Origin of the sequence: Terribacillus sp. JSM ZJ617 (assembly GCF_044383785.1) — a bacterium.
Lineage (GTDB): Bacteria > Bacillota > Bacilli > Bacillales > Amphibacillaceae > Terribacillus.
The window spans coordinates 565,138-579,433 of the sequence record NZ_JBISEQ010000002.1; the positions used below are offsets into that span (position 1 = coordinate 565,138).

Sequence of the window (14,296 nt, forward strand, 5' to 3'; positions counted from 1 at the left end):
TACACCTCGTTTAGAATTCCGCTAATTCCCGCATGGCTGCTTCCACTTTTGCAGGATTGACCATGAAGTATTTCTCTGTACTAGGCGCATAAGGCATCGCCGGCACATCCGGTGCCGCCAGTCGCTGAATCGGAGCATCCAAATCGAAGAGGCAATTCTCTCCGATGATAGCTGCAACTTCTCCAATTATCGATCCTTCTTTGTTATCTTCTGTTATCAGCAAAACTTTCCCTGTCTTGGAAGCTGCCTCGATGATTGCCTCTTTATCAAGTGGATAAATGGTACGCAAATCGAGGATATGTGCTTCTATACCTTCTGCAGCAAGCTTTTCGGCTGCCTGCAGTGCGAAATGGACGCATAACCCGTACGTGATAACGGTAATATCGGAACCCTCGCGTTTCACATCTGCTTTTCCGATCGGCAGTGTGTAAGGATCAGCGGGCACTTCACCCTTGATAAGACGATAAGCACGTTTATGCTCAAAGAACAATACTGGATCCGGGTCTTGGATTGCTGCTTTCAAAAGACCTTTTGCATCATAAGGCGTCGAAGGCATCACAATTTTCAATCCAGGCTGGTTTGCGAAAACCGCCTCCACGGATTGGGAATGATACAAAGCACCATGTACACCTCCACCATATGGAGCACGTATCGTAACCGGACAAGTCCAATCATTGTTGGATCGATAACGGATTTTCGCTGCTTCTGAGACGATTTGGTTAACTGCCGGCATGATGAAATCAGCGAACTGCATTTCAGCAATCGGCTTTAACCCATACATGGCAGCACCTACTGCAACACCGGCTATTGCCGATTCAGCTAGCGGTGTATCCAATGCGCGGTCTGCCCCGAATGTATCATATAAGCCATCTGTAGCTCGGAACACACCGCCTTTTTTTCCGACATCTTCTCCTAATACGAATACTTTTTCATCTGCTTCCATTTCTTCACGCATCGCCTGCGTAATTGCCTGGATATAGGACATTACTGGCATTGTTTCTCCCCCTTAATCGGCATACACATGAAGCAATGCGGATTCCGGTTCCGGATCTTCAGCATGCTCAGCATAGTCTGTTGCTTCATTTACGATTTGTTTGATTTCTTCTTCCATTTGGTTTTCCAATTCTTCCGTCAGCACGCCAACTTCACGAAGATACGCACCGAATGTCAGCAAGCCGTCTTTTTTGCGTTCTTCCTCGACTTCTTGCTTTTCACGGTATGTCATATCATCGTCATCACTGGAATGCGGTGTAAGACGGTAGCCCACTGTTTCGATGAGCGTCGGTCCTTCCCCATTCAGTGCACGCTCACGCGCTTCTTTCACTGTTTGATAAACAGCTAAAGGATCATTTCCGTCAATCGTGAATCCAGGCATGCCATATCCTTGAGCCCGGTCGGACACATTGACGCAGCCGAGCTGTTTTTCCTGCGGAACACTGATGGCATATTTATTGTTTTGAACCATCGTAATTACCGGTAATTTATGAACACCTGCAAAATTCAAGCCTTCGTGGAAATCACCTTGGTTTGAAGAACCCTCACCTAAAGTCACAAAGCTGACGAGCTGTTTCTTCTCCATTTTGGCAGCTAGCGCAAAACCGACAGCATGCGGCACCTGTGTTGTCACTGGTGAAGAACCAGTAACGATTCGAGAAGATTTTTTCCCGAAATGCCCAGGCATCTGGCGGCCGCCTGAGTTAGGGTCTTCGGCTTTCGCAAACGCGGAAAGCATCAAATCCTTTGCAGTCATACCAAATGGCATTACCAATCCTAAGTCGCGGTAATAGGGCAAAAGATAATCAATCTCCCTATCCAGCGCCATTGCAGCACCAACCTGTGCAGCTTCCTGTCCTTGACAAGAGATAACAAACGGTATTTTACCGGCTCTGTTCAAGAGCCACATACGTTCATCCACTCTTCTTGCCAGGAGCATCCATCTATACATTTCCAATACTTTTTCGTCTGATATTCCAAGAGAAGCATGTCTTGTTTCTGACATCGCCGCTCCCCCTTTCTTCAATATCTTAGCCATGGATTTGCTCTCCATCGACCGCAAGTGCCGCTTCTCCAATAATTTCCGAGAGTGTCGGATGCGGATGGATCGTCTGACCAATTTCCCAAGGTGTCGCATCAAGCAGTTTGGCAAGCGCAGCTTCTGAAATCATGTCAGTCACGTGTGGACCAATCATGTGAACACCAAGCAAATCGTTCGTCTTTTCATCGGCGATTATCTTAACAAAGCCTTCTGTCTCACCATATACCAAAGCTTTTCCGATAGCTTGGAAACTCATTTTCCCAGTCTTGACACTATGACCTTCTGCTTTCGCTTGTGCCTCTGTCAATCCGACGCTTGCCGTTTCCGGGAAGCTATAGACACAAGCCGGAACCATGCTGTAATCCAAGCTTTCCGTCTGAACACCTGCGATATGCTCAACCGCAATCATGCCCTCCCTGGAGGCAACATGTGCCAGCTGCATACCGCCAATCACATCACCGATTGCATAAATATGGGATTCATTCGTTTGGTAAAAAGTATTTGTCTGGATAAACCCTTGCTCTGATAGCTGGATATCGGTATTTTTGAGCCCGATGTCCCCGACATTTGCTGCACGGCCAACAGAGACGAGAATTTTATCAGACACAAAAACCTGCTCTTCCCCATTCATCTGTGCTGTGACTGTCACACTGCTGTCACCAGCTTCAGCACTCTCCACTTGCACATTCGTATGGATTGCGATGCCTCGCTTTTTAAGCTGCTTAAACATTTCCTTGCTGATCTGTTCGTCCTCTGTTGGAAGAATACGGTCCTGATACTCGAGTATGGTAACCTTTGTACCGAGATCATGAAGCATCGATGCCCACTCGATCCCGATTACACCTCCCCCGATAATTGTCATGCTTTCCGGAAGCTCCTGCAGCGCCAACGCGCCTTCAGAACTAAGGATTTTTGATTCATCAAAATCGATACCTGGTAAGGAACGCGGAGAGGAACCTGTCGCAACGATTACGTTCTTCGGAAGTAGTATCTCATTTTCACTGCCGTCAGCAAATTCCACAGAAATTGTTCCTGCCGTTGGAGAGAAGATGGAAGGTCCAAGAATACGGCCGTATCCTTGGAAAACGTCAATTTTCCCTTTTTTCATCAAATGCTGAACCCCGCGATGCAGCTGATCGATGATTTTTTCTTTTCTTTGCTGTACCCCTGAAAAGTCCAGACGCACATCTGATGTATGTATACCGAAAGCTGCTGCTTCCTTTGTTTGCCGGTAGACTTCAGCCGAACGGAGCAATGCCTTGGATGGGATGCATCCTCTATGCAGGCAAGTTCCGCCAAGCTCTGCTTTTTCCACTATTGCTGTTTTTAACCCTAACTGGGAAGCACGGATGGCGGCCACGTAACCGCCCGTACCGCCTCCTAAGATGACAATGTCATATTCTCTTACCATTGTTTCTGCCTCCTATACGACATAAACTTTCGCCGCTTCTTCTTTTCGCATGACACGAAGCGCGCCTTCTGTCAGGGCACGAAGCTCGTTTTCGCCTGGATACACAAGCACATCGGCAATCCAGCTCACCCGTTCCTTCATCATCGAGATGAACAGCTCGTCATGTGCAAGACCTCCAGTCACTGCAATGGCATCTACTTCCCCTGAGAGAACAACGCTCATTGCCCCGACCTCTTTCGCTGTTTGATACACCATGCCTTCAAAAATCATCTTTGCTTCTTGATCACCTTTTTTGATCCTGTCAGCAATAAGTCTTCCATCATTAGTTCCGAGGTAACCCATGAATCCGCCCTTGGTCGTCAGCATTTTCATCAGCTGATCCTTTGTGTAGGAACCGCTCAGCGCCAGCTCTATTAAATCCCCGGCAGGAACTGTCCCTGCCCGTTCAGGCGTATAAGGTCCTTCCCCGCTCAAACCATTGTTCACATCGATCACGCGTCCATGATGATGCGCACCGACAGTAATGCCGCCACCAAGGTGAACGACAATAATATTCGATTCCTCGTAGCTCTTATCTTTGGCAGCTGCCGCTTTACGTGCAATAGCCTTATGGTTCAATGCATGGAAGATGCTCTTTCTCTCCACACCAGGCAAACCGGAAAGCCGTGCCAGCGGATCCAATTCATCAACCACGACAGGATCGGTTATGAAAGCCGGTATCTGAAGGCTGCTTGCAATTTCATAAGCAATCAATCCTCCCAAATTGGAGGCATGTTCACCATTATAGCCCGCTTTCAGATCAGCAAGCATCGCTTCGTTCACACGGTATGTACCGCCCTCAAGCGGACGGAGCAGTCCGCCGCGTGCACAGACCGCAGTTAGCTTGGACACGTTAATACCTTCGAAATCCAATGCATCCAAGATGATTTGTTTCCGAAACTGGTACTGATCCATTACTCTTTCGTATCCGCCGATGTCTTCTAAATCATGGCGGATCACTCGTTCAAAAATGTTATGCTCGTCATCAAACACACCGATTTTCGTAGAAGTAGAACCTGGATTAATAGCTAAAATACGGTTTTCTGCTGTCTGCACGCGGTTTCCCCCTCGTTTTTATCTTCTGCTTAAAGTATGATGACCGTTACGCAGGAATTGGCTTCTGGATCTGCGCATTGTTTCAATTCTTTCTTCAGCCATTCTATCAGCAGCAATACTAGTCGGAATGTCATCACGCTTAGCGATTTCGAATACGCGCTGCAAGCTGTCATAAATTGTCTCTACTTTACGAAGCGCGCGCTCTCTGTTGTAGCCATGCAATTCGTCCTCAACGTTGATAACACCGCCAGAGTTGATCACATAATCTGGCGCGTACACAATGCCGCGTTCGAAAAGGATCTGTCCATGATGCTCTTCTTTCAGCTGGTTGTTCGCAGCTCCAGCTACCACTTTCGCTTTCAATACACGCAATGTATCGTCATTGATTACTGCGCCTAGAGCACAAGGAGCAAAGATATCACATTCGACACCATAAATATCATCAGGATCTACCGCTGTTGCTCCGAATGCTTCTACTGCTTTTTGTACGGCTTCCTTGTTAATGTCAGTAACAATCAACTTGGCACCTTCTGCATGGAGATGCTCACACAAAGCATAAGCAACATTCCCAATACCTTGGACAGCAATTGTTTTTCCTTCCAAGCTGTCATCACCAAATGCTTCTTTAGCAGATGCCTTGATTCCCTTGTATACGCCATAAGCTGTTACTGGCGACGGGTTGCCTGAAGATCCAGATTCAGCAGAGATACCTGTTACGAAATCCGTTTCAGTATGGATAAGTTCCATATCCTCTACTGTAGTACCAACATCCTCTGCTGTAATGTAGCGTCCATTCAAAGATTGTACGTAACGTCCGAATGCACGGAACATCGCTTCGTTCTTGTCTTTTTTCGGATCCCCGATAATAACGGTTTTGCCTCCGCCAAGATTCAGGCCAGCTGCAGCATTTTTGTACGTCATGCCTTTTGCCAGACGAAGTGCATCAACGATTGCCTCTTCTTCAGTTGCATAAGTCCACATTCTAGTACCGCCAAGAGCCGGACCGAGAGTTGTATCATGAATTGCGATAATCGCTTTCAAACCGGATTCTTTGTCCTGGCAAAGGACTAGCTGTTCGTAATCGTATTGTTCCAACGTTTCAAAGATCTTCATCTTAGTTCCTCCTAGGCAAGTGATGCTGCCGCTATCGCGAAGCATATTGCATAATATTTACTAGTGCTGTCGTCCGCGCGAGATGTAAGGATGACAGGTGAATTTGTTCCGATAAGTAAAGAAGCACTTACGGCTCCTGCTGTATAAGTGAATGATTTGTAAAGCATATTTCCGCTTTCGATTTCCGGTACCAATAGGATATCAGCATCTCCCGCAACAGGTGAATCTATTTTCTTGATGGCAGCAGATTGGGCAGATAATGCACTATCGAGTGCGAGAGGCCCGTCAATCGTGCAATCCTTAATCTGTCCGCGCTGCTGCATGACAGATAGCAGGGCCGCATCAGTTGTCGCCGGCATCGCCGAGTTCACCTTTTCCGTAGCGGCAAGTGCGGCGACCTTCGGTTCTGCGCGGAGCATCTTAACATAGGTAGATACGGCATTATCCAAAATCTTCTTCTTCATTTCCAGCGAAGGTGCGATATTGATACCTGCATCCGTCAGGAAAAGCAGTTTATGATAAGAAGGAATATCGAAAATGGCGAGCTGGGACAGGATGCTCCCTGGCTTGAGCGTCGTTTTATCTTTCAAGATCTTACCTGCCAGCACGTCAGTACTGACAATCCCTTTCATCAGAAAATCCGCTTTGCCTGATTTCCAGGCTTCTATCGCCATATCCGCGGCTCTGTCTGCAGAAGATGCATGGATACACGTGATTTTCTCTTCTGTCAGCTGTTCTTCCTTTATATACTGCTTTAGCCGGTCAATATCTCCATACAGCAGAAATGTTGCCAGCTGCTGATCGGTCGCTTTTTTTACTGCCTTAAGAATGGAAGGGTCGTCCGCAGCTGCGATTGCAATCGAAAATCCTTGCTTCGCAGCTGCCATTTTTTCAAGAGCGGTAAACTTATGCATCGTATTCTTCCTTCCCCATTATGAAAAATCTTGCATGCCACTTCTATCAAAATCATATTTATCCATCTTATAGTATAAATTACGAATCGACACTCCAAGCTGATCTGCCGTCGCTTTTTTGTTAAAGTCGTTTGCCCGCAAAGCAGATTCAATCAGCTTTTTCTCCAAGTTCTCCACCTGTTCTTGCAACGTGCCCGCTAAGGATTGCTGATCCAAGGAAGACATCTGCAGATGCTTCGGAAGGATAACATGTTCCGTCTTCTCCATAAATGTCATCGCTTGGGCTATGGTTGTTTCCAGCTCTTTTACATTATGGAACCATTTCTTGTCTTTCAATACGTCTATTGATGCTTCAGAAACAGATTGAACCGAACATTGCAGCAGCTGATTCTGCTTGTGGACAATTGTGGATAACAATCCCTCGAAATCTTTCATCCGTTCGGCTAAAGCCGGTATATAGATTGTTATACGCTTCAGTCTTTCAAAAAAAGGCTCATAAAATCGTTTTTCAAATACTGCGCGTTCTAAAGGATGACGAGCACTGACTATTATCCGGACGTCCACTTTTTTCGACTTACCGGAAGTGCGCTGCAGTTTACCTGTAGCCATGAAATCCGAGAGCTTCTCCTGAATACGAAGCGGCATACCATCAACATCATCAAGAAACAGCGTACCGCCGTCACTTTTTTCTATCATTCCAGTAGAGTGACTGTTGCGCAGAGATCCGAAAAGCTGTTTTTCCAAACTCTCTTCATCACCGACTGTGCAATCGATACGGATAAACGGCCGATGTCGTCGTTTGCTTTCATTATGAATGATTGCTGCAAACATACCCTTGCCTACACCGGCATCTCCACGCAAAAGACAAGGCGCGTCCGCATTGACAGCGAATTTGACTTGTTCAAGTGTTACCTGCATCGTTTCCGAATCAGATATGACATCCTTCAGTGTGTATTTGTTTTCCAAACTGCGGATAATCTTCCGGGCCCGCTGCACTTCATCCTGCAGTTCATGCAGCTCCGAGATATCGTGCAGGACCCCCACGCTCCCGCGCAGTTTCCCATCAACAATGATTGGTGCCGCATTGACCATCATTTCCTTACCATGCTTACCGACACGCATCCGGGCACCCGTAGCTGGTCTGCGTGTCCGAAGAACCTGCATATGCAAGCTCTCCCCTTCCATGATGTCTGTCACTGCCGGTTTTCCGACAATCTGCTCAGGAGTATATCCTGTCAGACGCGTATAGGCAGGATTAACAATCAAACCAATTCCATTTTCATCTACGACACTGATTGCCTCCTGCGAGGAGTCGATGATAGCTTCCAGCATTGACTTCACTTCTCTGACATCAGTAAGCTTTTCTGCCAAAGCAACGATATCGACCGTTTTCTTCATAACCGTAAAAGCACCGGTTACTTCCTCTTGATCGTTTTCCATCGGAGCACAGGTATAGACAATCTCGATACCGGAAGGGAGTCTTAGCTGTTCATCCACATAACGTTCCCTTTTCCGAATGGTTTCTGGCAGCTTGGAATCTGGCATAACAGTTGCTATCGGTTTCCCCAACAATTGGCTCTTCTTGCTGCCAAGCAGTTTTTCAGCTGCTTCGTTTATATATATAATTTCGTCCTGGCGATTGACGCACAAGACCCCCTCATGCAAGTACTCCAGCGTTTTACTGCGAAATTGCTGGTTATTATATGTAGAAGTATTCTCTGTCTCTTCTTGAGTTGAGAATGCTAGTATCAGCTGTGCACTTTGTCCGGATATGATCTCCGCCTTGCAGGTAGTCGGTTCAAGATAATCCGCTAATCTCTCTGTTGTTTCCAGCACAAAGTCGACATGATCAAGCGCTTCCGCTGTCACGTCTTTCCAAAGAGGGGTATCTAATCGCTCAGCTTGATATTTCACAATGGCGCTAGGCTGTTTGACTAGCATCCCGATTATCCGGAAGCCTTTTTTTCGTTGGAACAGCTTGATGAATTGGACTGCTTCTTCTCCGGCCCCAACAACGAGTAAATGTTTCAATATGATCACATCCTGCAAAGTTTTGCACATATATAGACTAAACTAGTCTGCAGAAATTAGCAATAATAAGATTTTTAGCATGCAAGGAGTGGCTTTTTATCCGAAGTTATAACTAAATCATACCCCTGACGCAGTCTTTTATTCCGTCAAAAGACCCCGAATATATCCGCGCACTTTTACGTATTTCGTATTGCAAAGAATTTCATTTATGTATTTCTTTGTTTCATTCGTCCAGCTAAGCAAAATCCTGACGCTATTAAAGGATCACCAACCCTTGCATAAGCAAAACATTTATAGCATTCGTCCATTGAGTTTCATACAATAGCTTCTTTTATTCTGCAGTATGGAGTAGGTATGGAAACACCGATATCACAGTAGTGACCTACAGCTACCACTGATTCTGTATTAATAGATTACTGAGCTATCAAAAAGAATGGCGAAGAAGGTTTTAGCAACCAGGCAAACAGTAATTCTTGGGATTTTCGGAGAATTGAAGTAAAAAGAAGAAATAGAAAGCCCTTTCAAAAGATTGAAAGCGCTATTAGCTAATTGCAAGTAAGTTACCTGAAAGTCCGAACGAAAGAGCAACCCGACTCCAGCTCTACAGAGATAAATTAAAAAATCCGGACAACGCCTACTTTGGCGTTGTCCGGATTTTTTAATTCTGGAAAAATGCTTGATACAAAGATTGCACTGCTTCATTAATCTGACGTGCTTTGACTCCGAACATCAAGGATACTTCAGAAGAGCCTTGGTTGATCATTTCGATGTTTATATTCGCATCACTAAACGCCTTCGTCGCAGTACTCGAAACGCCAATTGTCTCAATCATACCTTGTCCGACTATCATGATCATCGCCAGATCACGATCAATCGATACTTGATCTGCTTTGAGTTCCTCTTTAAGACGACGGACAACTACCGCTTCTTTGTCTGGAGGCAGCTGACTTTCACGCAGAATGACACTCATATCATCGATACCAGATGGCGCATGCTCGAAGGAAATATTTTCTTCTTCAAGTATTTGCAGCAGTTTCCGCCCGAACCCTAGCTCGCGGTTCATTAAGTATTTGCTGATATAGATACTCAAGAAGCCTGTATCACTGGCGATTCCGATTACTGGATTACCCGACACTTCCCTTTCGGCAACTATCATCGTACCAGGCGCAGATGGATTGTTTGTATTTTTCACACATACTGGTATTTTAGCTTGGAAAGCAGGAATCAGCGCTTCATCATGGAAAACTGAAAAACCTGCATAAGACAACTCCCGCATTTCCCGGTATGTCAACGTGTTGATCTCTTTTGGATTATCGACGATATTCGGATTTACACTGTACACGCTATCCACGTCGGTGAAGTTTTCATATAAGGAAGCTTTCACTCCGGCACTTACGATAGAACCAGTAATATCCGACCCGCCTCTTGGGAATGTTGCAAGCTTCCCTTCTTTTGTGTAGCCGAAGAAACCTGGAATGACAAGCACTCCATCACGGTCACGAAGCTTGTATAAAAGCTCAAAGCTCTCATCCAATATTCGAGCACCGCCTAACTCTTCTCTCACTAGCAGACCAGCTTCTTGGGGATTCACATAAGCTGCTTGCACTCCTAATTTATTGAGATAAGCACTGAATACTTTGGCAAGAGAATCTTCACCCGTTGCCTTCAACGCATCCATTGTATTAACTGCAGGTATCGAATCGGCCAGGATACCTTTTAGCTGATCCTCTATCTGCTCGACCAAGTTATTATCCAGCTCCAATTCCTCAACGATGACCCGGAAACGCGACAGCACCTTTTCTACCTGTGTACTGACGTCCTCCCCTTTGCTATGTGCTTCTCCTATTGCAATAAGTAAGTCCGTCACCTTCGTATCAGCTTTGTCGCGTTTACCTGGCGCAGAAACGACAATGAATTTCCGCTCCTGATCAGCTTTCACGATTTGCGCTACTTTGCGGAGCTGTTCCGCACTTGCTACTGAACTACCACCAAATTTTGCTACCTTCATGTGTCTCTCTCCATTACGCTTTTTCTTTACTTAGGTAAAATAGTATCACAGAGTTTCTTCCGCTGGCTAGGTGAAAGACATAATTTTGAGAAAAAAGTGACGACATTAGTTGACATAATAATAATATTGTTAACTAATGTCGTCACTAAAGTTAGAACTCCAGCAATTCTAAGGGAAAGAATTACAAAATGACATACTCTATATCAAGCAATATGGATATCTTCTCCAACTGAGAAGCAATGTGCCCGATCGCCAGTGCGCAATGATGTGTCGGAGCTTCCTTGAACCATCTGGTCATATACGCATCTGGATGCTCATCGAAGCTGATATGCGTCTGCGTATTTCCAATTTGCATGATTGGACCATCTATTGCTTTTCCTTCACTGATGATAAATTTGACTTTCCCTTCAACTGTCTGGGTGACATTTAATGTTGTAATCGGACCAGCTTTCACTTTCGCCTCTACTGCCACTCCAGTTCCCTGCTTTCCATGATAAAGACCCATTCCGCGCAATATAGGCTTATCCTTTGCTATAGCAATATGGAACGGACCATCATGCCCCAGCAGGATCGTTCCTTCTGCATAGTCCGTGAGCACAATTTCTGCAAAACTGCCTCCAGCATCGAGTAAGTCGCAGATTTTCATTGCTATATTTGTCTTCAAATCCCCTTCTCCAGCACATGGGATATGCTTGGCTGTCAGAAGACTGTTCCCAACAATCATTCCTGCCTGTAACGCTTCTTCCTCACTGCCTGGCGCACCGTGATAATAGTAAGTCAAAGCATCCAAGTTTCTTTGATCAGCAAGCCCCTCCTCCGCTGCAGCTATTTTAGCCGCCCAATTCAATTGGTTTTCTGTGGGCTTCTTGGCAATCGGATCACTGTGCGAATCGTCACTGATTGTAAACACATTTTCTATTTCGGCCCTTTTAGCCTCCACTTCTTTATCAGACACTTGCTCTAACTGCTCTTTCAAATCGCCGATTTCCAATACGTCTACATGAATGCCAAGCTGTGCCTGCAGCATCGTAAAATCACTATACATATCAAGCATACCGCTGTATGTGTTTCCGAGAAAACCGAAGTTGCTATATTGCAGGCTGCGCTTCACAGATGCAGCCATCGTCCACTCCTTGATTTGTTTCCAAGCAGCGATTGCCTCCGGTTCCTCAGCTGTCACTTCATTTGCTTTGGAAACAGATGGAGTCTTCCAAAGTCCAAGCAAACCATTCACAACATGGTACGGAATGTTAGCACGGTGAAAAGCATTCGCGAATTCAGGCACTGGGCAAGCGCCGCAATGCACAAGCCATTCCTCAGTAGACGTCTCTGCATAATTGATTTGACGAGTCGGCTGGAGATTCAGGAAAATGACAGGCGCAGAACAAATTCGATGAATCGGCAGGATGGAAGCACTCGTACAATACGTTGCTGCGTGGCAGAAAATAAGGTCCACCTGATTCACTTGAAAATATTCTCCTGCCATCCTGCCAGCTTGCTCAGAATCTACCAAACCGAAATTACATACATCTGCCCATTGCTCGATTTGTTCGCTTACATACTGGTTATACCCGAGCAAACGTTCCTTCAATGACGGAAACTGACCCCAATAAGCCTCCAGCCCTACCGAATATAATCCAATTCTTGCTTTCCTCATGCATTCTCCCCCTAATGGTCGTACATATTAAACTTGTCAGCTATTAATGATTTCGCTTTCAAAATACATCACCAGCTCTTTGAGCCAGCTGACCTTTTCCTCATTAGGATTCGGGATAGGTTTTTCTTAGAAAATCCACCGAATCTCCAATCAAGTCTCTTAAAACATCCTCATCAATATCTGCTGTTTTATTAATATACACACATGCCTTCCCAGTCTTATGCTTACCAAGCTTCTGCAAGTGCTCTTCTCTATCAGGTTCACCAGGAGCCAGATACAAACTAATATTGGCCTTTCTCGGTGAAAACCCAACAAGCGGGGCGTCACCTTCGTGTCCGGTTGCATAACGGTAGTGATAAGAACCAAAACCAATAATGCTCGGTCCCCACATTTTGGCTTCAAAGCCTGTTGTGTCTGTAAAAATATCCAGCAGCTTATAAGCATCTTCTCTTTTTTTAGGATTTTCTACAGCTTCGATGAAATCTAGCACGCTACTGTCTGTTTCCTTTGTTTTTAATTCATAACCCAATTATTTATCCTCCTCTATTTTCATGTTATAAGAAATGGCGATAGTATTTAATTTGTCTCCTTTTTACGTTTGATACTCTTCCTTTTGAACTGTTAGAGCCGTGTCAATAAAGAATCTATACATATGCGGAACGTTGCTGCTCTCTGTTCTTATCTTATTTCCTTGGAATTTATATTTTGAAAAGCTCCTGCAACATGCGCTTTTCTTCACTATCTTATATAAATCCTCCATTAACACGCAATGTGTGCAATGGCTTTTCCAATCCCCGACGCAGAGGCAGTAATAAGAGCTTTTTTACCTTTCAATCCTAAATCCATGTTCAGCCTCCTCCTTTTGTGTTAGATCCATGTTATACGCTAGAGCTTGAGAAGCAAGGGATAGGCTATTCCAATGGTTATAAATCCTTATATGTATAAAAGCCGGAGATCTAAGTCCCCGGCTATTGTTCTTAATATACATCCTTCCATTCATCGATATTTGATTTATCAAATTTGAATGGGTCTCCAAGCATGATTTGTGTGCCTTCTCCGTCCTCGACGACTTCCACTTCACCAAGATCACGTAAATCTACTTTCTCTCCTAGTTCACCAGAGATGTTGCCTTCACCCAATTCATAAGCAGCGTAAGCAGCACCCTTCCCTACATCGATCGGATTCCACAAATACATCCAAGGGCTGACTCCGCTTTCAATGTAGGTCGCCATTTCACTCGGCAAGCCAAGGCCGGTCAAAGCGATTTCCCCTTCCAAACCTTTGTCTGTAAGCACTTTACCTGCTGCAGCAATACCAACAGTCGTTGGTGCGATGATTGCCTTCAAATCAGGATAAGATTTAAGCAACGCTTCTGTTTCAGATACACTTTTATCACGCAAATCGTCTCCGTAAGCTACTTTTACAAGCTCAATATCTTTATATTCATCTTTCTCAAGTTCCTTCTTCATCCACTCGATCCATGTATTCTGGTTCGTAGCCTGGCTCGTTGCGCTTAGAACTGCGATCTGGCCTTCGCCGCCGATCATTTCAGAAACTGCTTCGATTTGTACGCGGCCAATCCGTTCCGGGTTAGCTTGGTTCACATGGATATCTCGACTGGCAGCGTTGACTGCTGAATCGACGGACAAAACTTTGATTCCTTGATCCTTTGCCTTTTTCAATGCCGGCTCCAATGCATCTGGATCATTCCCCGCTACCGCGATGACATCCACCTTTTGCGTGATAAGCTGTTCAATAATCTGAATTTGGCCTTCCGCAGTTGGCTGATCTGGTGAGCGCAGAATTACTTCTCCGCCTAATTCCTCGATTGTGCTTTCAAATCCATCCAGCATTTTCTCACCATAAGGATTTCCTGTATTTTTAAATACGAAAGCATATTTCTTTGGTCCATCGTCTGACCCTCCACCAGATGCACCACTTGATTCTGGTGCTCCTTGGCTGCAGGCAGCCAGCAAACATACTAATAGCATCATAGCGATCCATTTGCTCCACTTTTTCATCTCAGTCTCCC

11 protein-coding genes are annotated in these 14,296 nt (G+C 45.3%); all 11 read right to left on the reverse strand.

From position 1 onward, the window contains the following. Positions 1 to 10: 10 nt before the first annotated feature. Positions 11 to 994, reverse strand: a complete 984-nt coding sequence (locus tag ACH6C1_RS09100; protein WP_366247101.1) for an alpha-ketoacid dehydrogenase subunit beta — start codon at positions 992 to 994, stop codon at positions 11 to 13. Positions 995 to 1,006: 12 nt separating this feature from the next. Next, positions 1,007 to 2,032, reverse strand: coding sequence for a thiamine pyrophosphate-dependent dehydrogenase E1 component subunit alpha (locus ACH6C1_RS09105; RefSeq protein WP_374076486.1), 1,026 nt, complete (start codon positions 2,030 to 2,032; stop codon positions 1,007 to 1,009). Then, complete coding sequence (gene lpdA, locus ACH6C1_RS09110) at positions 2,025 to 3,446, reverse strand: dihydrolipoyl dehydrogenase (RefSeq protein ID WP_374076488.1); 1,422 nt, start codon at positions 3,444 to 3,446, stop codon at positions 2,025 to 2,027. Before lpdA ends, ACH6C1_RS09105 begins: the two co-directional genes overlap by 8 nt. Positions 3,447 to 3,458: 12 nt before the next feature. Continuing rightward, positions 3,459 to 4,541 (reverse strand): butyrate kinase, encoded by a 1,083-nt coding sequence (gene buk / locus ACH6C1_RS09115; protein ID WP_095222589.1) that lies wholly within the window; start codon positions 4,539 to 4,541, stop codon positions 3,459 to 3,461. 18 nt (positions 4,542 to 4,559) lie between these two features. Then, positions 4,560 to 5,654: a Glu/Leu/Phe/Val family dehydrogenase gene (locus tag ACH6C1_RS09120; RefSeq protein WP_095222588.1), complete on the reverse strand. Its 1,095-nt coding sequence runs from the start codon at positions 5,652 to 5,654 to the stop codon at positions 4,560 to 4,562. Positions 5,655 to 5,665: 11 nt separating this feature from the next. After that, positions 5,666 to 6,568, reverse strand: coding sequence for a phosphate acyltransferase (locus tag ACH6C1_RS09125; protein WP_374076490.1), 903 nt, complete (start codon positions 6,566 to 6,568; stop codon positions 5,666 to 5,668). 18 nt (positions 6,569 to 6,586) lie between these two features. After that, entirely contained in the window at positions 6,587 to 8,599 is a 2,013-nt protein-coding gene (locus ACH6C1_RS09130) for a sigma 54-interacting transcriptional regulator (protein ID WP_374076492.1), read from the reverse strand. A gap of 658 nt (positions 8,600 to 9,257) precedes the next feature. Next, positions 9,258 to 10,607: an aspartate kinase gene (locus ACH6C1_RS09135; protein ID WP_374076494.1), complete on the reverse strand. Its 1,350-nt coding sequence runs from the start codon at positions 10,605 to 10,607 to the stop codon at positions 9,258 to 9,260. A 181-nt stretch (positions 10,608 to 10,788) separates the two neighbouring features. Further along, positions 10,789 to 12,264 (reverse strand): L-arabinose isomerase family protein, encoded by a 1,476-nt coding sequence (locus tag ACH6C1_RS09140; RefSeq protein ID WP_374076496.1) that lies wholly within the window; start codon positions 12,262 to 12,264, stop codon positions 10,789 to 10,791. Positions 12,265 to 12,367: 103 nt separating this feature from the next. Next, entirely contained in the window at positions 12,368 to 12,793 is a 426-nt protein-coding gene (locus ACH6C1_RS09145; RefSeq protein ID WP_374076498.1) for a DUF1801 domain-containing protein, read from the reverse strand. Positions 12,794 to 13,241: 448 nt separating this feature from the next. After that, positions 13,242 to 14,285: a rhamnose ABC transporter substrate-binding protein gene (gene rhaS / locus ACH6C1_RS09150; RefSeq protein WP_095222582.1), complete on the reverse strand. Its 1,044-nt coding sequence runs from the start codon at positions 14,283 to 14,285 to the stop codon at positions 13,242 to 13,244. Between the last annotated feature and the right edge of the window lie 11 nt (positions 14,286 to 14,296).

Coding starts and splice junctions, on each gene's coding strand:
- ACH6C1_RS09100 (WP_366247101.1), bottom strand. CDS start 994: ATGCCAGTAATGTCCTATATCCAGGCAATTACGCAGGCGATGCGTGAA.
- ACH6C1_RS09105 (WP_374076486.1), bottom strand. CDS start 2,032: ATGGCTAAGATATTGAAGAAAGGGGGAGCGGCGATGTCAGAAACAAGA.
- lpdA (WP_374076488.1), bottom strand. CDS start 3,446: ATGGTAAGAGAATATGACATTGTCATCTTAGGAGGCGGTACGGGCGGT.
- ACH6C1_RS09120 (WP_095222588.1), bottom strand. CDS start 5,654: ATGAAGATCTTTGAAACGTTGGAACAATACGATTACGAACAGCTAGTC.
- ACH6C1_RS09125 (WP_374076490.1), bottom strand. CDS start 6,568: ATGCATAAGTTTACCGCTCTTGAAAAAATGGCAGCTGCGAAGCAAGGA.
- ACH6C1_RS09135 (WP_374076494.1), bottom strand. CDS start 10,607: ATGAAGGTAGCAAAATTTGGTGGTAGTTCAGTAGCAAGTGCGGAACAG.
- ACH6C1_RS09140 (WP_374076496.1), bottom strand. CDS start 12,264: ATGAGGAAAGCAAGAATTGGATTATATTCGGTAGGGCTGGAGGCTTAT.
- rhaS (WP_095222582.1), bottom strand. CDS start 14,285: ATGAAAAAGTGGAGCAAATGGATCGCTATGATGCTATTAGTATGTTTG.